This window comes from Mucilaginibacter myungsuensis (assembly GCF_015222005.1).
In the GTDB taxonomy this organism is placed as follows: domain Bacteria; phylum Bacteroidota; class Bacteroidia; order Sphingobacteriales; family Sphingobacteriaceae; genus Mucilaginibacter; species Mucilaginibacter myungsuensis.
On record NZ_JADFFL010000005.1, the window covers coordinates 1 to 23,622 of the forward strand.

At 46.1% G+C, this 23,622-nt stretch carries 21 protein-coding genes; 16 read left to right on the forward strand and 5 right to left on the reverse strand.

What is annotated here, in order from left to right:
• Positions 1-486 precede the first annotated feature (486 nt).
• Positions 487-1,356 (reverse strand): AraC family transcriptional regulator, encoded by an 870-nt coding sequence (locus tag IRJ16_RS13435; RefSeq protein ID WP_194112131.1) that lies wholly within the window; start codon positions 1,354-1,356, stop codon positions 487-489.
• 148 nt (positions 1,357-1,504) lie between these two features.
• Between IRJ16_RS13435 and IRJ16_RS13440 the strand changes: the two genes are divergently transcribed.
• From IRJ16_RS13440 to IRJ16_RS13455, 4 genes are all read left to right on the forward strand, one after another.
• On the forward strand, positions 1,505-4,444 hold the full coding sequence (locus tag IRJ16_RS13440) for a PVC-type heme-binding CxxCH protein (RefSeq protein ID WP_194112132.1): 2,940 nt from the start codon (positions 1,505-1,507) through the stop codon (positions 4,442-4,444).
• Positions 4,445-4,453: 9 nt separating this feature from the next.
• Positions 4,454-5,314 carry a sugar phosphate isomerase/epimerase family protein gene (locus IRJ16_RS13445; RefSeq protein ID WP_194112133.1) on the forward strand — a complete coding sequence of 287 codons (861 nt, stop codon included), beginning with the start codon at positions 4,454-4,456 and terminating at the stop codon, positions 5,312-5,314.
• A 22-nt stretch (positions 5,315-5,336) separates the two neighbouring features.
• Complete coding sequence (locus IRJ16_RS13450; RefSeq protein ID WP_194112134.1) at positions 5,337-6,452, forward strand: Gfo/Idh/MocA family protein; 1,116 nt, start codon at positions 5,337-5,339, stop codon at positions 6,450-6,452.
• A gap of 200 nt (positions 6,453-6,652) precedes the next feature.
• A complete protein-coding gene (locus IRJ16_RS13455; RefSeq protein WP_194112135.1) occupies positions 6,653-7,954 on the forward strand; it encodes a sensor histidine kinase in 1,302 nt (433 codons plus the stop codon).
• A 404-nt stretch (positions 7,955-8,358) separates the two neighbouring features.
• On the opposite strand, the gene IRJ16_RS13460 is transcribed toward IRJ16_RS13455, so the two are convergent.
• Positions 8,359-9,402, reverse strand: a complete 1,044-nt coding sequence (locus tag IRJ16_RS13460; RefSeq protein WP_194112136.1) for a helix-turn-helix transcriptional regulator — start codon at positions 9,400-9,402, stop codon at positions 8,359-8,361.
• 2 nt (positions 9,403-9,404) lie between these two features.
• Positions 9,405-9,710: a hypothetical protein gene (locus IRJ16_RS13465; RefSeq protein WP_194112137.1), complete on the reverse strand. Its 306-nt coding sequence runs from the start codon at positions 9,708-9,710 to the stop codon at positions 9,405-9,407.
• Positions 9,711-10,027: 317 nt separating this feature from the next.
• On the opposite strand from IRJ16_RS13465, the gene IRJ16_RS13470 reads away from it, so the two are divergent.
• The 11 genes from IRJ16_RS13470 to IRJ16_RS13520 all read left to right on the forward strand — a co-directional run bounded on the left by IRJ16_RS13470 (position 10,028) and on the right by IRJ16_RS13520 (position 20,422).
• Entirely contained in the window at positions 10,028-11,530 is a 1,503-nt protein-coding gene (locus IRJ16_RS13470; protein WP_194112138.1) for an RtcB family protein, read from the forward strand.
• Positions 11,531-11,840: 310 nt separating this feature from the next.
• A complete protein-coding gene (locus tag IRJ16_RS13475; protein WP_194112139.1) occupies positions 11,841-12,338 on the forward strand; it encodes a hypothetical protein in 498 nt (165 codons plus the stop codon).
• A 75-nt stretch (positions 12,339-12,413) separates the two neighbouring features.
• Positions 12,414-12,767, forward strand: a complete 354-nt coding sequence (locus tag IRJ16_RS13480) for a hypothetical protein (RefSeq protein WP_194112140.1) — start codon at positions 12,414-12,416, stop codon at positions 12,765-12,767.
• 137 nt (positions 12,768-12,904) lie between these two features.
• Entirely contained in the window at positions 12,905-13,129 is a 225-nt protein-coding gene (locus tag IRJ16_RS13485) for a hypothetical protein (RefSeq protein WP_194112141.1), read from the forward strand.
• A 47-nt stretch (positions 13,130-13,176) separates the two neighbouring features.
• Complete coding sequence (locus IRJ16_RS13490) at positions 13,177-13,986, forward strand: hypothetical protein (RefSeq protein WP_194112142.1); 810 nt, start codon at positions 13,177-13,179, stop codon at positions 13,984-13,986.
• 265 nt (positions 13,987-14,251) lie between these two features.
• Positions 14,252-14,881: a bacteriocin fulvocin C-related protein gene (locus IRJ16_RS13495; protein ID WP_194112143.1), complete on the forward strand. Its 630-nt coding sequence runs from the start codon at positions 14,252-14,254 to the stop codon at positions 14,879-14,881.
• Between the two features lie 105 nt (positions 14,882-14,986).
• Entirely contained in the window at positions 14,987-15,826 is an 840-nt protein-coding gene (locus tag IRJ16_RS13500) for a TlpA family protein disulfide reductase (RefSeq protein WP_194112144.1), read from the forward strand.
• 290 nt (positions 15,827-16,116) lie between these two features.
• Positions 16,117-16,911 (forward strand): hypothetical protein, encoded by a 795-nt coding sequence (locus IRJ16_RS13505; RefSeq protein ID WP_194112145.1) that lies wholly within the window; start codon positions 16,117-16,119, stop codon positions 16,909-16,911.
• Positions 16,912-17,135: 224 nt separating this feature from the next.
• Positions 17,136-18,359 carry a BamA/TamA family outer membrane protein gene (locus tag IRJ16_RS13510; protein ID WP_194112146.1) on the forward strand — a complete coding sequence of 408 codons (1,224 nt, stop codon included), beginning with the start codon at positions 17,136-17,138 and terminating at the stop codon, positions 18,357-18,359.
• Positions 18,360-18,979: 620 nt separating this feature from the next.
• Positions 18,980-19,657 carry a hypothetical protein gene (locus IRJ16_RS13515; RefSeq protein WP_194112147.1) on the forward strand — a complete coding sequence of 226 codons (678 nt, stop codon included), beginning with the start codon at positions 18,980-18,982 and terminating at the stop codon, positions 19,655-19,657.
• Between the two features lie 9 nt (positions 19,658-19,666).
• Positions 19,667-20,422: a carboxypeptidase-like regulatory domain-containing protein gene (locus tag IRJ16_RS13520; RefSeq protein ID WP_194112148.1), complete on the forward strand. Its 756-nt coding sequence runs from the start codon at positions 19,667-19,669 to the stop codon at positions 20,420-20,422.
• A gap of 93 nt (positions 20,423-20,515) precedes the next feature.
• On the opposite strand, the gene IRJ16_RS13525 is transcribed toward IRJ16_RS13520, so the two are convergent.
• A complete protein-coding gene (locus IRJ16_RS13525) occupies positions 20,516-20,845 on the reverse strand; it encodes a hypothetical protein (protein WP_194112149.1) in 330 nt (109 codons plus the stop codon).
• Between the two features lie 146 nt (positions 20,846-20,991).
• Between IRJ16_RS13525 and IRJ16_RS13530 the strand changes: the two genes are divergently transcribed.
• On the forward strand, positions 20,992-22,533 hold the full coding sequence (locus tag IRJ16_RS13530) for an FAD/NAD(P)-binding protein (protein ID WP_194112150.1): 1,542 nt from the start codon (positions 20,992-20,994) through the stop codon (positions 22,531-22,533).
• 179 nt (positions 22,534-22,712) lie between these two features.
• Here IRJ16_RS13530 and IRJ16_RS13535 read toward each other — a convergent pair whose 3' ends face one another.
• Entirely contained in the window at positions 22,713-23,609 is an 897-nt protein-coding gene (locus IRJ16_RS13535; protein WP_194112151.1) for a glycosyltransferase family 8 protein, read from the reverse strand.
• Positions 23,610-23,622 lie beyond the last annotated feature (13 nt).

Here is a 23,622-nt window from a genome sequence, read left to right on the forward strand (position 1 = left end):
ATTAGGCCTGCCGCTAGCGTTCATCCTGAGCCAGGATCAAACTCTCCATTGTAAAATGTTTTGTTTGTATCCAGACCCTATTATAATAATAGAAATCTGTTTTTTGATGTTATTGTCAGCCGAAGCCGACCATCGTGTATCTTTATACAGATCCTGTTCGTTTTGTTAATATAACCATCGTACAATTGTGCGATCGTTACACTACATGATATCCATTACTTAAAAGAACTTTTTCGCGTCACCATCTCGGCTCGGCTTTTATGTTTTGCGGTAATTAAACCGTTAAACTTCTTATTTCAATTTCGCCTTCCGTTGCGGTCAGCTTTCCTTTTCGTTTCTTTTTGAAGTTTCCTTCGTTCGTTTCGGGAGTGCAAAGGTAGGTTTTATTTCATTCATGCCAAATATTTCTCAAATAAAATTTCAAATAATTCGCAAGGCACTCATTTACAGTGCAATATTTTTGAATGAATTTATAGGCGCTATCAGCTACAGATCCAAAAACTCCTTTTTATAATCGTTAGGCCGTTTTTTCATCACTTCTTTAAAAAGTTTATTGAAGTTAGACATGGTACCAAAACCCGACCTTTCGGCTATAACCGCTATGCTCAGATCCGTTTCAACAAGCAATTTGCAAGCGTATTTCACTCTTAACTCTGAAATGAACTTAGAGAAACCCTTATTAGTAGCCGTAGTAAAATACCTGCTGAATGATGTGGGTGTCATATATAACATATCGGCAAGGTCATTCAAACGGATCTTTTTGCGATAGTTCTTTAATATATACTCGTAAACGCTGCTCATCCGGTCGCTCTCCTCCTTCTTTACCGGGTCAGCGTATTCGGTGTGGGACAGGTATTGATAGTCTTTAGTGGTCGACAATAGGTTCAGTATCCTTAATAGATGTATAAAGGAATTCAGCCCGCTTAGCTCAATTAGTTCGTGCATCAAGCGGATCACCTCCTCTTTAACATCACCATAAAAACTCAATCCCCTACCCGACCGCTTGAACAATTTTTGCAATTGCAGCATTTCTTCTTTAGCCATCAGGTGCTCTCCTAATAAGCTTTCCTGCAGGTAGATCACCACCCCTTTTACTTTAAGGTTACTTCCTTTTTCAAAATAAGCTTCGTCGCTCCGCCAAAGGTGTGGCAGATTAGATCCGGTCAATACCAACTCGCTCGGACCGAACGATCTGATGCTATCACCTATAAATAAAGTGCCTGTACCTTCCAGCGGAACGAATAGCTGATATTCGGAGTGCGAGTGCCATACAGGGTCAAAATGTTTATCCTCCAGATACTTCACCATAAACACTTGCGACTCGGGGATGGATGATTTGTGTATGGCGGGCTTCATACTCGTTATTTTTTGCAGCGATAGCCGACCAAATTACAAGATCAATGATAAAATACAGTCAATATCTGATAAAAAACAAAAAGCGTTGCCCTGCATATTTGTATATCCCATCGCCAATAATGGGACAGAACCTCTTTAAATTGCTTTCATGAAAAAATACGTTGCTATAGCGGCCGTTTGCCTGGTCGCCATTATTAGTTTTAACGGCATCTACAAAAAGGCCGAGGGGCCGCACCGTTTGGAGATATTGCTGCTCGGCCATAACTCTGAGCATCATAACTCCGAAAAATTTGCCGAGATCGTTCAGCAAGCTTTTTTTAAGGACGGTATCAACATTAGTTACACTACGGATCCTAATGACCTGAACGACGCCAATCTTGCGCATTACGACGGTTTGATGATCTACGCCAATCACGATACGATCACTCCGTCGCAAGAAAAAGCACTGATCAACTATGTAAAAAGCGGCAAGGGATTTATCCCGGTACACTGTGCATCTTGGTGTTTCCGTAATTCTGAAGAATACATTAAGATGGTGGGTGGACAATTCAGTACGCATAAAACGGATACGTTCACTACGGTCATCGTCGACAAAAAACACCAGATCATGAAAGGCATCACGCCTTTTAATACTTGGGATGAGACCTATGTACACAGCAAGATCAACAAAGACATACATGTACTGACCGAACGTGTAGAAGGCGACCATCACGAACCTTACACCTGGACCAACCAATATGGTAAAGGCCGCGTTTTCTACACCGCTTACGGTCACGATCAACGTACCTGGAAAAACCCGGAGTTTTTGAAACTTTTGGAGAACGGCCTCGTTTGGGCTGTCGGCAAAAAAGCAGCTAAGGACTTAGCAAAACTGTCAAAACCAACCCCGGCTTACACCGATGCCGATATCCCTAACTATGAGAACCGCAATCCAAAGCCGAAATTACAAGCGGCACTCTCCCCCGCCGAATCGCAATTGCTAACGCAGATACCGGTAGGTTTTAAAATGCAATTATTTGCTGCTGAACCGGATATTGAAAAACCGATAGCCATGGCTTGGGACGAAAAAGGCAGGTTGTGGATATTAGAAACCATCGATTATCCAAATACTGTTCGAGAGGATAAAGGACAGGGTTTGGATCGTATTAAAATATGTGAGGATACCAATGGCGACGGCAAAGCTGACAAGTTCACCATTTTTGCCGATAAACTTAATATCCCTACCAGCATTGTATTTGCTCGTGGCGGTGTGATCGTATCCCAAGCACCGGACATGATCTTTTTAAAAGATTCCGACGGCGATGACAAGGCTGACGTACGCGAGAAGATCGTCAGCGGCTTTGGCACTTTCGATACGCACGCAGGCCCGTCTAACTTAAAATATGGCTTTGATAACAAAATATGGGCTACCGTAGGTTATTCAGGATTTAAGGGTACCGTTGGTGGTCAACGTTTTGATTTCAATCAGGCCGCATTCCGTTTTACTGCCGATGGTAAATGGATGGAACATTTAGGCACTACCAGCAATAATACCTGGGGCTTAGGTCTGTCAGAGAAGAATGATGTCTTTATCTCTACAGCTAACAACTCGCATAGTGACTATTTGGGTATACCATTTTCGTATCTTAACCGTGTAGGAATGCCGGGATGGGAGTCAGTTAAGAAAATAGAAGGCCATTACGGTATGCACGTAGTGACCAAAAATTTAAGGCAGGTAGACGTTTTCAACGGCTTTACCGCTGCCGCCGGGCACAACTTGTACACCGCAAGGAATTTCCCTCAAGAGTACTGGAACAAGATCGCCTTTGTGAACGAGCCTACCGGCCGTGTGATCCACCGCGCTGTGCTCGAACCTGACGGCGCCGGTTTTAAAGAAAAAGATGGTTGGAACTTTTTAGCAAGTGCCGATGAGTGGTTGGCACCCGTACAAAGCGAAGTTGGCCCTGATGGTGCTGTTTGGTTAGCTGATTGGTATAACTTTATCATCCAACACAACCCTACCCCGCGGGGATTTGAGAACGGTAAGGGTAACGCCTACATCAACCCGCTGCGCGATCGTACGCACGGCCGTATCTATCGCATCGTTTACGATGGCGCTAAGCCTTCAGCTATAACCAAGTTGGATAAGAACAACCCGGAAGAACTATTGGCTGCGTTAAAGAACGATAATATGTTCTGGAGGATGACAGCGCAACGCCTGATCGTTGAAGGTGGCTACAAACAGTTAGCCGCCCAGCTATACGCGATGATACAAAATAAAGACCTTGATGATATTGGCAATAACCCTGCTGCGTTGCACGCCTTATGGACCTTACATGGTTTAGGCTTGATCAACGCAAACAATGCGGAGGGAATGAGGGCTGCCGAGCAAGCATTAAACCATACTGCCCCTGCCGTACGTAAAGCCGCAATACAGGTTCTGCCTTTGACTGCGTCATCGGCCAATAGCATTGTGAGCGCAGGTTTACTAAATGATATTAACCTTAACACCCGCCTTGCAGCGGTATTAGCAATTGCTGATATGCCGGCATCCGACGCGATCGGAGAGCGCTTGTTAGCCGCACAAAAGGTACCGCAGAACATGAACGACTATTGGTTGACCCGTGCTTTTAAAATTGCGATCACCACACACGTAAAAGGTGCTTTGGAAAAGTTGAGAGCTGCCACTGCTGAAGCTGCCAGCAAAGCTGACCTCGCCCGTACAAGACCGGACCAGATAGTTAAGATCAACGTGGTACAGAATGCCATGAAGTATGACATCAAGGAGTTTACGGTAAAAGCCGGCAGCATGATCGAGGTAGAGTTCAAAAACCCTGATTTTATGCAGCATAACTTATTGATATTGCAAAGAGGTAGTTTAGAGAAAGTTGGCCTTGCCGCTGATAAATTAGCACAAGACCCTAAAGGCCTGGAGCAAAACTACATCCCTAAAATGCCCGAGGTTTTATTTGCCACCAAGCTGATCAACCCTCAGGAGACCATTAAACTCAAATTCAGGGCACCGGCCGATGCGGGCGACTATCCATTCATCTGCTCTTTCCCGGGTCACTGGAGGATCATGAGCGGTGTAATGAAAGTGACTAAATAAAGATCAGCTATGCCATCAAACATAACCTTCGGGGTGAGCACATGGCTGTTCACCTCTCCTTTCCAAACATCATCAATAGACGAACTATTCCCTAAAATCAAAGCCATGGGCTTTGACACAGTTGAGATAGCAGTAGAAGATCCCGCATTGATAGACGGACAAACCGTTAAAGAGGCGTTGGATAAATACCAGTTAAAAGCGATCGTTTGCGGAGCCTTTGGACCAACACGCGACCTGACGAGTGAAGATCCGGCTGTGCATGCTAATTGTTTCAACTATATAAAAGAATGCATGGACCTATGCGCACTTTGGGATACCAAATTCTTTGCCGGGCCAATGTATTCGGCAGTGGGCAAAGCAAGGATGTTATCGCCCGAGAAGCGAAAGATGGAATGGTATTTGGCCGTAGCCAACTTGCGCAAAGTTTGCCAAATGGCTGCCGACCGAGGTTTGGAGATCGCGATAGAACCGCTGAACAGGTTCGAGTCGGATCTGGTCAATACCGCTGCCGATGCCTTACGGATGGTAAATGATATCGACCATTCGGCTGCTAAGATATTGTTGGACGGTTTCCACATGAATATCGAGGAACCAAGCATCGAGCAAGCCATCAAAACAGCGGGCGATAAACTGATCCACGTACAAGTAGCCGAGAATTATCGCGGCACGCCTGGAACGGGGCAGGTTAATTGGGATGCTTATAAGCGTGGATTGGACGCTATCAATTATCAAGGCACTATCTCGATAGAAAGCTTTACACCCGATAATAAAGAGTTGGCACAAGCGGTATGTATTTGGCACCCGTTAGCCGAGAGTCAGGATAAATTTGCCTCGGAGGGATTAGCGTTCCTCAAACAACAATTCAGTTAGACCATCATTCAAAACATTCGATATGGAAAATAAAAAGATCAACATAGCCATCGTGGGCTTAGGTTTCGGTGCGGAATTTATCCCGATCTACCAACGTCACCCTAACGCAAATATGTACGCCATTTGTCAGCGCGACCATACCAAGCTGCACCAGATCGGCGATAGCTACGGTATTGAAAAACGCTACACCGACTTCGATGAGTTATTGAAAGACCCTGAGGTTGACGCGGTACACATCAATACCCCTATCCAAAACCACGCCGAGCAATCATTAAAAGCTTTGCGTGCAGGTAAACATGTAGCTTGTACCGTACCCATGGCTACATCGGTAGAAGATTGCCGCCTGATCGTTGAGGCGGTTAAAGAGACCGGCCTCACCTACATGATGATGGAGACGGTGATCTACAGCCGCGAGTTCCTTTTCGTAAAAGAGCTTTACGAAAATGGCGAATTAGGCCGATTGCAATTCCTCCGTGCATCACATCAACAGGAAATGGCCGGATGGCCGGGCTATTGGGAAGGTTTGCCGCCCATGCATTACGCCACCCACTGCGTCGGCCCAGTATTGGCTTTGGCTAAAGCTGATGCGGAATATGTGTCATGTTTTGGATCGGGACGTATTGATGAAGAGCTGATACCTAAGTATGGATCACCATTTGCTATCGAAAGTTGCCATATCAAATTTAAAGATTCTGACCTGTCCGCTGAGGTGACGCGCTCGCTATTCAATACTGCTCGTCAGTACCGCGAGAGCTTTGATGTTTATGGTTCTAAAAAGTCTTTCGAGTGGACATTGGTAGAGCATGAACAATCAGTGATCCATACCGGGGAAACGCCTGAAAAAGTAACTATTCCAGATTACGCGCATTTGCTACCTGCCGAGATACAAGCCTTCACCACCGGCGGTGTTTATAACGATGATGAGAACCAGCACCTTTCATTTATCCAAGGATCCGGTCACGGCGGATCACATCCGCATTTGGTCAATGAGTTTGTGATGGCTTTGGTGGATCAGCGCCAACCGTTCCCGAATGCGCGGCAGTCGGCTAATATTACCTGTGTGGGGATCTTGGCGCACGAGTCGGCTATGGCGGGTGGCGAGAAGATCAGTTTGCCGGATTTTACCTTGGTCGACTGACAGCACATACAGAAGGTCATCTACTCTAAACACAATATTGTTAAAAGCCATCCCTTAAACGGGGTGGCTTTTCGTGTTGGATCACTGGCGTTCGATCAGTAAGCCATAATACAGAAATACACTTATCGTTCAAGGTAAAAATTTAAAGTAAAAACATTCCCAAAAGATGTTTTTACTTAATTTTAGGCGGACAAATTTTATTGGGACCATTGCACGCATCTAACTATTTTCTGAAGCTAAAAAAGATCGTTGCCGGTCACCCGGAAAAGTTCCCGCTTACCGATCGTATCTTCCATTCGTTGCTGGCCATTAGTATGGCGGCGCTGATCTACAATATCCCGCTCAATATATTCGTCGGTCTGCCCTTGATCGCAGTTGCGAGCGCAGTATCGTGTGGGTTGGTGGCTTTTATCTACTACCTTTCCCGGTATCGCCACAAAACTGCCGTTGCCAGGCTATTGTATTGCATTACCGGCACTACCTTATTTTTCATCAATTACTTTCTCAACTCAGGTATCGACGGACCTACGGGCTATTTCTTTATCCTCATTATGGTGGCCAACGTGGCTATTGCCCCGGTTAAGGAATACTGGTTTTGGGTCGGCGGCAATATCCTGATCGTTGCGGGTTTGCATGCTATACAATACTATAACCCATCATCAGTCCCGTACACCTACCCTGCCAAGATCGACAGGTATGTGGATAACGCCTCTGCCTATGCTACCGTAGTGCTGGTGATACTTGCCTGCTTTTACGCTATCCGTAAACATTATGATGCAGAGCGTTTAGAGGCCCAGCAGAACGCGGCCAAACTAAGCCAGCTGGATGCGGAGAAGAACAAGCTATTCTCTATCATCGGTCACGATCTGCGCAGTCCGCTGGCGCATATTCAGGGATACCTGGAATTGTTGGCCGAACATGACCTGACCGATGAGGAACGTCGCGACATCAAAGCCCAATTACTTGCCTCTACCCGGGGGACTTTGGATATGCTTAACAACGTCCTCAACTGGTCTAAGAACCAGATGAGCGGGGTGACATTCCTTAAAGAGCAACTGGATGTTAAGCAGTTATTGGAACAGCAAATGCAGTTGGCAACCAACATTGCTATGCGTAAGCATATCGATCTGATCACAGAGATAGAACCACATGCCGGTATTTGGGGTAACGCGGATATGGTGCAGCTGATCGTACGCAACCTGGTAAACAATGCCATCAAATTTACCCTGCCCAACGGTTGGATCAAGCTTAACGTCACTACCAAAAAAAGTAAAACGCTTATCGCGATATCAGATAGCGGCACCGGCAGCCCCGAGCAATTTGGCGAGCAGGTATTTCAACTAAGCGGGCGCAGCAGTGTAGGCACTGCTAACGAGAAAGGCGTAGGCCTGGGTCTGGTACTGTGCCGCGAATACACCTTAGCGCTGGATGGTAAGATATGGTTCGAGCATGATGCATTAAGCGGGACCACCTTTTATGTAGAACTGCCTGCTACGGTTTGATCATTCACCGATCGTTCACGCGTGAACACGAGGCACCCGACTAATGCAACTATTTGACTGTCAATATCAAACTTTTTCGTCGTGAACGATCGGGGATGAACGCCAAACTTCAACTAATTGAATATTAGTTTATTATAAATAAAATGGCGGGATACACCCGTGAACAACCTTTTGCGACAAAAGAGGATTGTCAAAGTAAATGTCAGACATAAATTCGCTATGACAGAAAGTGGCTAATTTGCACACGTCGTACTTTTTCTTGATAAAAAGTACCAAAGATCAAGACAGCGCTAATGCTTCTGCGCACAGGCCTCTCCCCTGCAGCCGACCAATTGCCCGTACCGCACATACCAAATGCATTGGCCGACTCACCCGAAGCCAAACCGCTGTCGGGAAAAAGAGACCTATTCAAGCTCCCCCACTGGCTCCTTCATCGGCAGATCATAAATATCCAGCGTTTGCTGCAATTGCCGTCTGATCTGCCTGACCAAAGCCCGCGGACCTAATACCCGCATCTTGGAGCCGAAACCTAACAACTCGCGTTCCAACTCAAAATTCAGGATCACCCGGATGCTGAATATCGTACCGCTATCGTCCGCGCTTAGTATTTTTTGAGAGTGGTGCAACGGCTTGGTGATCACATAGGGCGCGTTAGCTTTGTCTATCCAAAATACCACTTCGCAGTCGCGCTGGTTAATGGTCTTGGTCACGCCGATCACGTCGTTGTAGTAATTCGCAAAGTCCACCACGGTGTTCTCGCGGTAAGGCTCATCGCCAATGGTTACGGAATGGATCCTGTCCAAAGCCAAATTAAGCAGCGGACTATTCTTTTTATGCGCCACACCCAGTACGAACCATCGGTTACGGTATTCCTTCAACAAATAGGCACTAAAACAAAAAGTACTAGCATCCCTGGCCCTGAACGATTGATAGGTAACGCAAATGCTCTGCTTAGCCACGATCAGCTTCCGGATCACCTCTATCCATTCCAGCCCCTTCAGATTGTCGTTCTTTTCAAAATCGATCACCGGGGCGCTGTGCGTTTTTTGGGTATAGATCTTATCCTCCAGCTTGCTCACCATCTCGTTCAGGTCGGTAAAGTGGTTAAAGCCTTTAAATTGTTTCAGCAGATCGGATACCTCGCCCAACACCTGCAGATCGTGGTTATTGAGGGGGATATTGGTGATACTGTAGTTCTTATCGCTATAGGTATAATACTTTTTATCGATCACCTCGATCGGTGCCTCGTAACCCAGCTTATTGCTGCGCATCATCTCGATATCGCCCTGCACAGTGCGTCGGCTTACGCCGCTATCGATACCCTGATACTCGTACAAGGCATGGCCACACGCATTGATCAGATCGTCCAGCGTCCATTTCTTGAAGCGGTTTTGCAAGCACTGGTCTATGGTGCGATAGCGAATAAGGGCGTTGCGGTTTACGGGCATACTTATAAAGGTCTATGCATTAAATACCTTAATGGCCCTGCCTTACCACCATCATGATTGGTATCCATCGGCAGAATATGATCGATCTGCCAGCCGATCATCGACATGTAGTTAAGCGCGTCCACCAGATCAAAATAATCTTTAACCTTCAGGGTCTCAGCTATCAGACCGGCGTTATCCGTAATAAGTTCTTGGTTACGCTCGCCAAAAACCACGTTGATCTCTTTATCGCCTCCCCAAAATTTATCAAAGATGAGCAAGATGCAATATTGTTGGCGTGCCGAAGCGTTGATAAAGTTCGAGGTCATTTCAAACAGTGATATTTAGATTTAGACATATGGCAGGTATCTACCGGCAAATAAAATTATAAAAAAACTTTTCACTACGCAAATACACTGCGCACTTGATGTTTCTCTTTGTACTGTCGAAAGGCTGAACGCGTTCACGAACGCCCCCTCTCCTGCTTTGGGGAGAGGGGTTTTAGCCCGGAGACACGAAATACCCCTTATCAACGCCACCGCAAGTTGCACTGCCGCTACTTTCCCCTAATTTAGGGGAATACTACCGATAGTGCTATGGCAGGGATTATAATAAGGGGTCGAATTTAAAAAGAACTAAAAACACCATGAGCACACAAGATAACACGCAAACGATCCCTCTTCAGGGGGCCGGGGGGCAAAAAGAAAAAATAAGCAACAACAACCTACAGGCCCTCGGCATTACCGAGCCGGAGGTACTGGCCAACTTTAGCCGCGTTGCTAACGGCTTGCTTAAGCACAATGTAATGAGCAAGGCCGAGATACTGGCTAACCTGGAAGCGTTGATAGACGACCCGATGCCGTACGCTATGAAAAAAGGCGGCAAGTTCAAGAACCTGGCCGAGGACGTGATCGCCCTACGTAAGGAAGGCAAATTTGTAAAGCAACAACGTACCAACTTTAAGCTGAAAGAAGAGATAGCCCAATTCCCGACCTGGGGTATAGAGAACATTGAGGTTGGCGCGCTGGCGCAGATGCGTACCGCTATACAGCTGCCCATAGCGGTCGCCGGCGCGCTGATGCCCGATGCGCACCAGGGTTATGGCCTGCCAATTGGCGGGGTGCTGGCTACCACGGCCAATACCATTATCCCCTTTGCGGTGGGTGTGGATATTGCCTGCCGTATGTGCCTGAGCATTTTTGATATGCCTGCCGAAGCCGTCGATACCGAGAACGACCTGCTGAAGAAGCTGCTGTTGGATAATAGCTACTTCGGGATCGGGGTGAGCACTAAGTCGTACTTTGATAGTTCGCTGTTCGATAGCCCGACCTGGAACGAGACCAAGGTGATCCGCTCCTTAAAGGATAAGGCCTATGCGCAGTTGGGTACCAGCGGCACCGGTAACCACTTTGTGGAATGGGGCGAGCTGAACATTGCCGACGGCGTCCTCCACGGCATCCCCGCCGGGCGTTACCTGGCCTTGCTGTCGCACTCGGGATCGCGTGGATTTGGGGGTTCGGTGGCGGACCATTATAGCAAGATAGCCATGACCAAGACCAAGTTACCGGCCGAGGCCAAGCACCTGGCCTGGCTGGATCTGGATAAAGACGAAGGGCAGGAATACTGGATAGCCATGAACCTGGCCGGCGAATACGCCAGCGCCAACCACCACGAGATACACAACAAAATAGCCCGTGCGCTTGGCCAACAACCGCTGACGCGTATAGAGAACCACCACAACTTTGCCTGGAAGGAACAACTGGCCGACGGTAGCGAGGTAATGGTGCACCGTAAAGGCGCTACCCCGGCCGGCGAGGGCGTGTTGGGTATCATCCCCGGCAGCATGAGTACGCCCGGCTTTGTGGTGCGTGGCAAAGGCGATGCCACCAGCATCAACTCGGCCAGCCACGGTGCAGGGCGGACCATGAGCCGCAGCGCGGCCTTTAAAACGCTGGACCGCCAAGTGATCGCCGCCAACCTGGTAGACAAGCGTATTACCCTGATGGGCAGCGACATGGACGAAGCCCCGATGGCCTACAAGGACATCCACAAGGTAATGGCCGCTCAGCGCGATCTGGTAGACGTACTGGCCGAGTTCCACCCGAGGATCGTCCGCATGGCGAACCCGAAGGAGAAGCCGGAGGATTGATTCATGAAGTCTTAAGTCAGGAGTCGGAAGTAAGTTTGGTTTTGACTTTTGACTTAGGGCTTAAAGATTCAGACTTAAAAATATCTTTATTTTAATTTGATTTTATAAAGAATAATCTTTATATTTGTATTTATAATATCGACCCTCCCTGGAAGCAATTTAGAGATATTATTTCATGACCGTTTGAAAACGGACGGTCTGTGGTGCTTCGGTCACGGTAGCCCCGCTATCCGCTACAAGCCCTCCTTGGGTCGGGGCTTTACGCTACTATTGGGTTTATTTGAGAACGGGCAGTGCAATAAATTAAACTATGAAACCTATACCATCTACAGCAGAAATATTAGCATTTAGAATGCTTGAACGCCCCGTAGACAAACGATGGACCGACTGGGCTTATGAGATGCTTTGCGCAGGTTTTGAGACCGAGAACATGGTTATGCTTGCCGGTGAAACGGAGCCGTATAACCAGTTTGAATTGCGGCTTTTAGCGGATAAGGTGTTTGCCGAATTTGGTTTGACTTGGGATGATCGCGAATTAGTTTATCGCAATTACATACGCTATCTTATTTCGCAAGTCATTGAAGGTGACAGGGCGCCGCTATCGGCGCTCTTGATACTTAAAGACATTTATGATGGGGAAGATATGGATGGATCGCTAACAGACTTTGCTTTATTGTATTGGGCACATGGCGATCTTGACTACAGCGATGTGCAATATTATTGGGATGGCGCTACCCGCGAGAATATTGATGAGATGACGAGAGCTTATTTTGTGGAGTGGCTGGAGAAGAATAAGAGCAGTGGCTGATCTGGATAGTTGTCCGAACGCGGAGACGTTCGGACTTCAAATAGTGGGAAACGAGTAAACAAAAAAAGATTAAACATGGAAAATTCAGAAGACAGGTTTTATAAATTCAGGACACTATTCGAAACGAGTGACAACAAACAAATGCACGATCTTCTTTTCGAGAGGTTTGATAATACAATGCCCAGTGGGGCTTTCGGCGTCGTAAGACATGAAATTCGCAATTGCTTGATATATGGTATGTTTCAAGCAGCTTTAACACTTACAAATCACTATATGGAAAGGTTTCTGAAAGTTGCATTGATTAACTCAGAAGTATCCGTCATGATGACTGAATTTCAATTATTCAACGACCAACGTAAAGCAGCTATAAAGAAATTTGGTGACAAGAATTTAGGCGAAATATTACATCGGCTTATGATAAAGGCCTGATCACTGAAAATGAAAGAATTGCGCTGATCCAATTCAAGAAATTATATCGAAACACATTTTCTCATTTCGACCATCAATCTCTAATTGAAGACAGTGACGTCCAACTTCATCAATTCAGCTTTACTCAGCCCGGCGAAGTGTCCCAAGGGAAAATTAGTGCCAAAAACCTCCTTTTTGATATGGGCTATCATGACGCAGACTTTGCTAAACAAAACGCATTATTGTATTTTCTGGCAATCGATGATATTGCGATGCGCTATGAATTGAAACAAACTCCAGAGATGGTAGATATCTTGCTAAGACATGGATTTGACGCTGTAAAGATTTTTAATCAAGTAAAATTTCTTGGCAGACAAGTATAGCCCCCAACAATAGTTATAACAATTGTAAAGTCACCGCAAATTCTCCCATGCCCACTCAACCCTACCACTCTCTCCTCCAAGTCTTCTACTTCGGCTTAGTACGCGGCATTGTGACCAAACAGGAGATAAGTGCTTGGGCCGATAGCATCATCATCGCCCAGGAGGAGCCCGAGTATTTCTTTATCGAACTATCTATAGCAACGGACATTAACGAGTTGTTCACAGCCATTAACAGCGTTGGGGATACGGCATTAACGCCGCTTTCGGCAAGGGCGGTGTTAGGTTTGATCTGGCATCGGCTCGAGGCTGGGGCTATTGATATTGAAGAGGCTATCAGCTTGTGTTCAACACTTACGAGTTTGGATGTTTTAACATGGGCGGAAACTTCGGAGATTTACGAGTTTGAATGCGATCTTTATCCTTACATATTTATAGATGAGGAATCCGATGAGATCCGCAGAGAAAGCGGTATCCGGTTCTTAAGTTCTTATGCTGCTTTCAGCCTGGACAATTATCCCGAATGGGAAGAAATACACACTCGCATATCCCGCACCCTTGCCGACGTGGAGGCGGACCATCAGCTGAGGTTAGCTGAACGGCGTGTCGAACAGGAACAGGAACATATAGCATCCGAACGTAAAACCAAGGCTTTCTCTGTGATTAGTTATAGTTTGGGCGCGGTCACTTTTTTCTTCGCGGCTATTGGGCCATCACTACTGGCCAGCGAGCAGACTCCGTCCAACCTGTTTATATTTATCTGGATAGCATCTGCATTATATTTCATGTTTTTTGTGTGCTACCATATCGTCTTGGCAATCAGATTTGTGTTGCGCAAACTATTCCCGGATTATTTTTGAGCCATCTGGTAAGTCACGAGTAACCGGACGCCCAGTCTCCACTATATACTTGCCCCCCACCTGGCGCGAGTATGTAGCGGTGGGATGCGGGAAGCGTACTCGTGCCTATTGTTGACCTCAGTAGACCCCGGACCTTGCATGGACATCGATCTTTAATATCCCAAAAAGACCGCACAAGGTCAAGACCTTCAATATTTTATTAAATATTTTTGTTAAAATAAACTAACATCCTAACTTCATAGCATAAACTTTAAACGTTACAAAAATGAAAAAGAACCTGTCACTTGCACTCTCATTAATATTGTTGCTATTCGCCGCTTGTAAAAAAAATGCTCCGGTAGCTTCGGGAGAATTAGCCTCTACGTCCGGCGAGCTAAAGATCACAAGTGTAATAGCTGAACTTAAAAATTTGCCGACCGCACAATTAAGAAGACTCGCTTACTCAACTTTGTCACCTAAGGAAAAATACGCTGCATGGAAAGATAATGCAGTTCAATTGTCTACATCGTTTACCGCGGAGCAAAAAGTGGTAGCTGCCGAACTGACCAATTTTATCTCGCCCGATCTGTTCGTCTCATTCTCTCCGTTAAAAACCATGCTGTTCATAGATCAGTGGTTGATCAAGGCAAAAAAAGTTTTCACTGACGCTCAGATCCGTTCGTTAGCTTTTGACCTATATGCGAAACCCGATGTTGTGGCTGTAAACGAGGCAGAATTAAGGGTGAACACCGAAGACGGCGGAGGTACCGAGTGTAATTGCAGCGAAGCCTCTAATTTTTGTGGGGACAAGAAAAAATGCGACGCAAACAGCAACTGCAGGGAGCCATCAAGCCACTGTGGTGCCTTTTGGCAATACAAATGTGATAATGTTTGCGCCGCGAGTAATCCCGAATAAAAACAAACAGCGTGGATCACTTTTAATTGCCTTTGCGGGCACATTTATTTCCTCTTTTAGAATTTTCACTGCTAAATATCCGATCTAATTACAGATCTACTGATCATGAAAAAAACCTATTTTATTATCACGATCATCATCATTTCTATCGTTACCGAGATAATAGTATCACCTGTTCGGGCTTTCAGTGTAATAGTATCCAGCGTGACAGGGTTTTGCGCCTTCTTAGCGTTAACTTATTTCCTTTTAAAGAAATATGCGCCAACACAGCCGGCCTACCTGATCTGCTTAGCGGTACTGACCGGTTTACTGGCACTTAATTTACCGATAAGGATATACTCCCGATCTACCGATGGGACTTTGTTAGATTTCCTGACGCATGTTTTGGGGATCGCTGCCGGCTACTTCACCTTCTACCGGCAAAAGGCGGTGCATAAGGTGAACTTGTCGGTCTCGGTTCTTATTGTGCTGTTCGTTTACTTTTACGGGTACGATCGCTGGTTGTTCAAGCGTAATTATGGCACCTTTACTGGCGAGGCCCACTTTAAAGCACCTACATTGAACCTATTGAAAGACGCGAACGGACAAACCGTAACTTTGGCCAAAAACAAAGTTACCGTGTTGGACTTTTGGTTTATAGGCTGCGGCGCCTGCATGGCCGAATTCCCGCAATATCAAAAGTTATATGATCAATATAAAGATAACAAAAACGTACAATTCTATTCGATAGATGTCCCCACCATGCGCGACAAGGGTGCCAACCCTATCGCTTACCTAAAAAGTTTTGGTTACACTTTCCCTATGCTGATATCTTTGGATAAGAAAGTTGCCGAGGACATGACGATAACCAATTACCCAACCATTTTCATTATCGATGCTAAAGGCGATATCATTTACAAAGGCGATATCGAGACCGTGAAACAACGTTTAGAGAAAATGCTCTGATCGGTTGAATTTCTCCCCCTGCTACCGCAAGCCCCACAACTGGCGCGAGTATGTAGCGGAGGGATGCGGGAAGCGTACTCGTGCCTATGGTCAGTCACGAGTAACCCAGGCTTGGCCTTTCGCTTCATACTCGCGCCAGTTGAGGGAAGCATCCTCGTGCCGATGGTTGTACCCAGGATTGGCCATGCCGCAAACTCGTGTCAATTGGAAGCAAAACACTTAAAACTAAATTTGCAGTTTTAAAAAGGATGATTTATTTTGCTCATGCCAACCATCATAAACTTTCATTTATGCCTGCCCCATACAAAAACTCGTTGCTCATCCCTGCTTTGCTTTTGTTCTTTGGAATAAACGCGTCAGCACAAAAACTACCTAATAAACAAAAGGAAAATTTATGGACATCAAACGTTAAGGTTGATGGTAAGTTAACCGAAGCCGAGGCTGGTTTCAGGGCTTATAATACGGCCGTCGAGGCGTTTTACACGTTAGCTAATGACGATGCTAATTTGTACCTCACGGTAAAGTCGGGCCATGGGGCCATTGTAAAGCGGATACTTAATGGCGGCCTTACGCTAACCGTGAAACCAACCGGTGAAAAGAAAGGCACCGGCGTTGCGGTAGGCTATCCCTTCTATGAAGGTATCAACCGGATGACTTTTTATAATTGGGTTTTGAAAGACAACCGCATGGTTAGTCCGGAGGGTGCAGAGTTGGATTCATTGATGAAGTTGAATAACGATCGAATGTCGCAACGGGCAAAAGTAATTAGGGTTGCCGGTATAGTTGGAGTAGATAGCCTGATCTCCGTTTACAACGAGCATGGCATTAAGGCTGTGGGTGGTTTTGATGGTCAGTTGAACTATGTTTACGAGGTATCCATTCCCTTGCGATACCTTACACCGTTATTGAAAGCGGATACAAAGTTCGCGTACCAGATAAAGATCAATGCCACAAAAGATGCAAACATTGTATTCACGTATCATCCTGACGGTAGTGTTGCAAGCATGACAAAGAAAGCCGGGGCAGTAGGCGCACAGGAAGCTACAGATCTTTGGGGCGAGTACGCATTAGCAAAGAAGCTTTGACAGGCGATGCAAGTTGCTAATTTATCTCCCAAGTGGCGCGACTATGCAGGGCTGGAATGTGTGAAATGTACTCGTGCCTATCATGTCACGAGTACCTCTAAGCTTAAGCCAACGCTGCATAATCAAGTTGAAATGAGTATTGCTATTTGCGGTCTTTAATGTTGAGCATATATATATCTCCTTTAACGCCTCAAACTAAAAGCATCCTGATCAGTTGAATATCCATGAAGATAAAAGTGGTCATTTTGCTGGCACTAAGCATTACCTGTCAGTTCGCGGTAGCGCAGAACGCAAGCTCTATCATCCCGGATAGCGTGAAACGCCGGGATACTATTAACCAGACCGACCTGATCGACATCGCTAAGACCATTATTCATATTAAAGGCAAGCGACCGGAGGAGGATCGTGATAAGCGATTCACATTCTCTTTTCTGCCTGTCAGCACTGTGCCCGGTGGTACGGGACGCGCATTAGTCACCAGCACTACGGCGGGTATTTACCTGGGGCCTAAAAAGACCACAAATCTAAGCAGCGCAACCTTTGCTCCTTACTGGAATTTTGGTAGCCGTTTTGGTCTGCCATTGCGTAACAGTGTTTGGCTTCCCAATAATACCTGGACCATTCAAGGGGACATTCGTTTTCTGCGATACCCGCAATTTACATGGGGACTTGGAACAGCTAAAGGGCAGGACGACGGGATCTTGGTCAATTACAACTACATCCGTTTCCATCAGGCCGCGTTAAAACAGATCCGGCCATACTTTTTTGCCGGTGTTGGTTACGCGCTCGATTTTAGATCAAACATCGGTGCTGATGACGAGGCGATCGATCTGGAGCAGTTCACCGGGTACAGGCACGGCACAAGCGGCAGCTCTTTAGCTTCCGGTGTGACGTTCAATTTATTATATGATACGCGCAGCAGCGCTGTTAACCCAATGCCCGGCAGTTACGCTAACGTGGTCTATCGCCTAAATCCTACCGTTTTAGGTAGCAATAATTTTTGGCAATCGGTTTATATAGACCTGCGAAAATATATTCCCCTTGACCCTTCGCGGCCACGCCGACAAAACACATTGGCTTTTTGGAGCTATCTTTGGACCGCTTTTACAGACAAAGCACCTTATCTTGATCTGCCAAGTATTGGATGGGACCCTTACAACCGATCCGGAAGAGGCATCGATCAGAACCGTTACCGTGGGCAAAGTTTGTTCTATTTCGAGACCGAGTACCGCCGGGATATCACTAATAACGGGCTTTTAGGATTTGTACTGTTCACTAATATCAATACTGTTAGTGGATCCGGAAATATGTTTACTTCCTGGCATCCGGCGGCCGGTAGTGGCATGCGGGTAAAATTCAATAAAGCAAGCCGGACCAATTTAGGTGTTGATTATGGTTTTAGCAAAGGATACAGCGCCTTCCAACTCAATTTGGGGGAGACGTTTTAAATACCGTAAACTGTTCGTGCCTATCGTTGGTCACGAGTACCATTGTGATCTAGCCAACGATGCATACTCGCGCCGGCTAAGGGATGTGTGAAGCGTAACTCGTGACTACGTCAGCCGCGAGCAGACAATTTATAGATAAGTGTTCAGCGCCAAATTTACCGCAGCGCGGACTGCCAAAAAATACCTATAGATAGGTGTTTTTTTGATGGTTTTGATCGGCAATGGACTCCCAGCCGGCGCACATGCCGCGTGTGCCTTAACTCATAAGGCACGCTCCACGCCTCTTCACAAACCAAAAGTGCGGAACGCGCTATGTTGGCAGACACACGCCACATGTGTGCCAACAAGCGCTTTTGTTCATTTAACGATCACACCCCTATAAACCGGATCGAACACTACTTTTGAAATTTCCGCACTAAAACATCTAAAACCAGATAAAGTTTTAATTTTAAGTTATCTTAATGTCACAATTTAAATAAAAATTATATTTTTGCGCTAATGAACGCCCCCTACGTTTTGCAAGGTTGGTGTTGGCCGTCGCTAAATTTAACGGTAACACTATCCTACATTTTGCGTAACAAGCTTTATTATTGGTTAAACTCATTCACAAAAAACACTCAATGAAAAAACTTTTACTTTTTCTGTTGCTTTTTGCCGCCGTTAACCGGGTGTCAGCGCAAAAAGCCCCTGTTGATACCGTCAGCAGGCACCAGCAAACCATCAGCATCCAGTTAGGTACCCAGGGTATCGGCGCGGAGTACCGTTATGGTTTATTTAGTCAACTGAACCTGAGAGCGGGTATAGCTACCCTGCCTGTAGATCAAAAGAACGTTTTCGATATCGACGACGTAAACTCTAAGAACGACCTATCGGCCAAGTTCACCAACATCCACTTGTTAGCCGAGGTTACACCTTTTAAAAGCTTTCAATTTTTACGTGTAATTGCCGGCGCTGCCAGCATCCTTAAAGGTAATGGACACATTGACATTACCCCTACCGATACTTACAAGTATGGCGACATTACCCTTACGCCCGAGCAAGTTGGTAACCTGCAAATGGATATTAACTGGGATGGTATTTGCCCTTACTTTGGTTTAGGTTTGGTTAAGGCTTTCCCTAAAAACAGGTTCAACATTAACGTAGATCTGGGTACTTATTACTTAAACAAACCTACCGCCACGTTTGCAGGCAGCGGCATTTTTGCAGGTAACTCATCGCAGTCGGCCCAATTACAAAAAAACGTTGAAGATTACAGGTGGTTACCGGTGGTTCAACTAAATTTCAACTTTAAGTTATAATACATAGTAATGATGAAAAAGCTTTTGAACTTAAAAACCATATTGCTTGCCGTGATGGTGCTGGGCGCATCGGCCTGCAAAAACCCTACTACCGATATTAAAGTAACGGTAGATATGAATATCATGAAATACTCGGCCCTGGTACGCGTAACCGATAATAACGGTATGGTGATCCCGGGTGTTACTTTGGCTGTGAGCGGCACCAACGCTGCTTCGGTTTACGAAATTTCGGGCAAAAAGAACTTCACCGTTAAGGACGGTATCGTTACTTTAGGCCTGGATCCTGCATTTAACATTAACGGTGGTAACGCTGCATTTGCAGTAACGGTATCAGCACCGGGTTATAAGTCTTTCACGCAAAATGTAACCTTTACTAAAGGTACTTTGCAGCAAACTATTAATCTTGGTTTGGCACCAACCATCTCAACATCGCCGGGTGGTACTTATACGCCACCTGTTCCGCCAAAAACCAGCACTCGTTTTGTGTTAGATTTTAACGGACGTTGCGCTAACAAAAGTAACCTTAACGTTAGGCCAAGTTTGTACCTGTTCTTTAGAGAGAGCACTGCCAACAACAGCAATCCTTTTGTGATGTTAGGCTACATGGAGAACGGCCACATAGAGACCGATTACCTTGCCTTAGGCAAAAAATACGATTTCCAGATCACTTACGCCGGCGAATCATACACTGTTACTCAAACTATTGATGTTGCCAGCTACACGCTGACATTTGATATGGGTACTTCTATCTGTAACTCTTTCTAAAGAGCGGCCGATATACTTATTTTAAAAGGGGCATGACCGATGGCGGTCATGCCCCTTTTTTGTTGCGGGGCTCAGCCACACAAAAGCTCTTCTTTACAACTCCACTTTAAAGTTGATGTGCAAATGATTCGTAAGGCTGTGTGACTTATTGTAGTCGGCAAGCAGGATATAGATCATGCATTTGGGCGTGTATTCGTAATCTAATTTCGATACACGCATGGTGTACACCGCGTAATAATTGTCAACCTCCATGATCTTAAAATCGTTGCCGGGATTTTTCACATTGTACAAGTACACAATGCCGTCCAGCAGCTTTGCCTCGTAATTATTGGCTGTTGCAAATTGCACAAAGCTGTTCAGGATATCCATAGCTGTTGGTTCGTTTTGTGTTAACACAAGCGCCCAAACGGCCGATAGTTTCATATAAACGATAATAAAAAATAAGCAAGCGGGATACATTTCAAATAGCCATTATTTGACCTATTATAACCCCGATAATTGACTATTATCATTTGTAAACATTCGTTGCAAGTATTATCTTGTACCCACAATACAACCCTTTAACCCTTATGCCAATTTACGACCTTGTTTTTGTAGGCAGTGGCTTGTCGTCGACAGCTACTATTACCAATTTGTTGACCAGCCTGCAAAACCGCCCCATTTTAGCCCAACCTTTACGTATTGCCGTGATAGAAAAAAGCGGCGAATTTTGGACCGGTATCGCCTACGGTAAACGCACGTCGGTACACTCGCTCACCATTAACCCTGTTAAAGACTTTTTTCAGGACGCGGATAAACCCATTTTTTTTGACTGGCTCACCAACATGCGCAACCAGGGCTGGCCGGGCCTGACCGACGAGAAACGCGGCATAGCCGAAACCTGGTCGACAGGTAATTCGGATAAAATCACCGCATCCGACCTGGAGGGGCTTTATATCCCGCGTTTCCTTTACGGTGTATTCCTTACACAGCATGCCGAAAAATTGGTAGCCGACTGCGCCACAGCCGGCATAGCCACCGTTGATCTGATCACCGGAGAGGCTGTTGACGCTGATAAAACAGATGACGGTTATCTGCTATCGGTAAACAATGCAGGACCGATCATTCAATTACACACCCGCGATCTGGTGCTGGCGACAGGTAGCTTGGACGCGCGGCTCATCAACAATGGCCTGCAGCATAATTATGTTTGTGTGGATGACGTGTACGGCCCGTCACTGAAAGACAATTTGGACAAGATATCCGAAGGCCTGTCAAAATTAGAACCCGGTAAGCGAGATATCCTCATTATTGGATCTAACGCCAGCGCATCCGAAGTGGTGCATATTCTGGCTAAAAACATCAAGACCGATGCTGATGGCTTTGATAAGATCTATATCCTATCGACCAGTGGTTTGCCGGACAGATTGCACGTTAACTCGGACTATGACCACCTGATGCATAACCTAAAAGCGTTGGACGAGAGCGGCACTTACGATGCCGATAAACTGATAGCCGCCATTCAGGATGATGTTAACCATGCCGCTACCCAGGGCTTATCTGTGGGTAAGATCCACTACAGCCTGGGCGAACGTGCGGTTAAGATCCAGCAAAAACTACCCGCCGATGAAGCCCTGAAATTCTTTAAAGACCACGGCTGGACCTTCACCCGCATTACCCGCCGCACCAGCGAGAATTATTACTTCACCGAAAAAGAACTGGCTGATGCCGGTCGATTAGAATTCATCAACGGACGTTTTGTAAGATTCGCTGCTGAGCAGGATGACCCTAACGGATTGACTTTCATTTATACCGAATGCAAGCAGGGCGATCCAAAGCCATATCAAGGCGCATTTGCCGTGGTAGTAAATTGCTCGGGCGCCGAACACATTACCGAGACCACCTCAAAACTGATCCGCAATATGTTGGACAAAAGCATTGTCAGGATAAATGACACCAACATGGGTGTAAGTGTGAATGAACATTTTGCCGCTAACGATCACCTGTATATCATTGGTCCGTTGATGGCGGGGATATATAACAGTAAATTTAAATTCTGGCATTTAGAGAATGCCAAGCGATTGAATAGCTTGGCGCCCATGTTGGCGAAGACGCTGTTGGCAGAGAGGTAAATATGTCCTTTTCCCTCCTTGGGGAGAGGTGTCCCGGAAACGAGCGGTAGCAGGGAGGGGTTTAGCCACAATGCAAAGCGGCGAACCCCTCCCTGCCATTTCAACACAAAGCCAACGCGCCCCTCCCCGAGGAGGGATTTAAGAATAACATCATAATTTACTTTCCGTTCCCTCCTCACCTACGTCAACTGCCTTTTCACCTTACTGAACACGATACCAACCTTTTTGAACAAGCGGCGCATCTCGCTGATCTGTTTGGCATCGGCCCAGGCGGTTTGGTTAAGGTAGCGGAAGAATATCTCTTTAAATATCTCTTTACCGGCATAGGTGGTATGTATAGGCTTGCGCGATATGTAATGGATAATGCCCTGCTCGCCCTGGTATTCCTCGGTCGAGAAGTAGTTCCATTTTTTATCCAGCTGCAGCCATTTGATGCTGGGCAAAATGGTGTTCATAGCGTATTGCTCGGCGTATTGGGCAAACTTTTGGTTATCGTTAATAGCCTTGATCACGCGCTCGGCCATTTGGGCTTCGCGGTATTTCTCTACGTTCATGATCTGCAGGCCGCTGTTCACATAGGGGTGTTTACCATCCAAACCTAAGGCTTGGTAGTTAAGTACGCCACCCCAATCATTATCAAGGGTGGTTACGCGGCAGTCTACCACGGCAGCGGTAACGTAATCGGTTACGTCGGTGTTCCAAATGTTGCTGATATCTTCCAGACAGATCATGTCTACATCAAGGTAAAGCACCTTTTTAACATCGGCCGGCATAATGTATGGCATAAACAGGCGCATGTAAACCGTAGCCGGGAACAGGTTACGGTCGTACGGCAACGCCATCCCTTTGGGGATCATCTCCTTCAGCGTTTTCCAGTGTATGGTGAACATTTTTGGATCTATCGAAGCAAGCATTTTCTTTTTGCTCTCTTTGGTGATGTTGGGGCCGGCCATATATACCTCAATATGTTCGCCACTTTTGTGATGGACCTCAATAGATTTTAACAAAGCCGCCATGAGTATGATATAATCGTTATCACAATTCATGGTGAGGATAATGTTGTTATTAATTGCCATGTATATCAGGGGT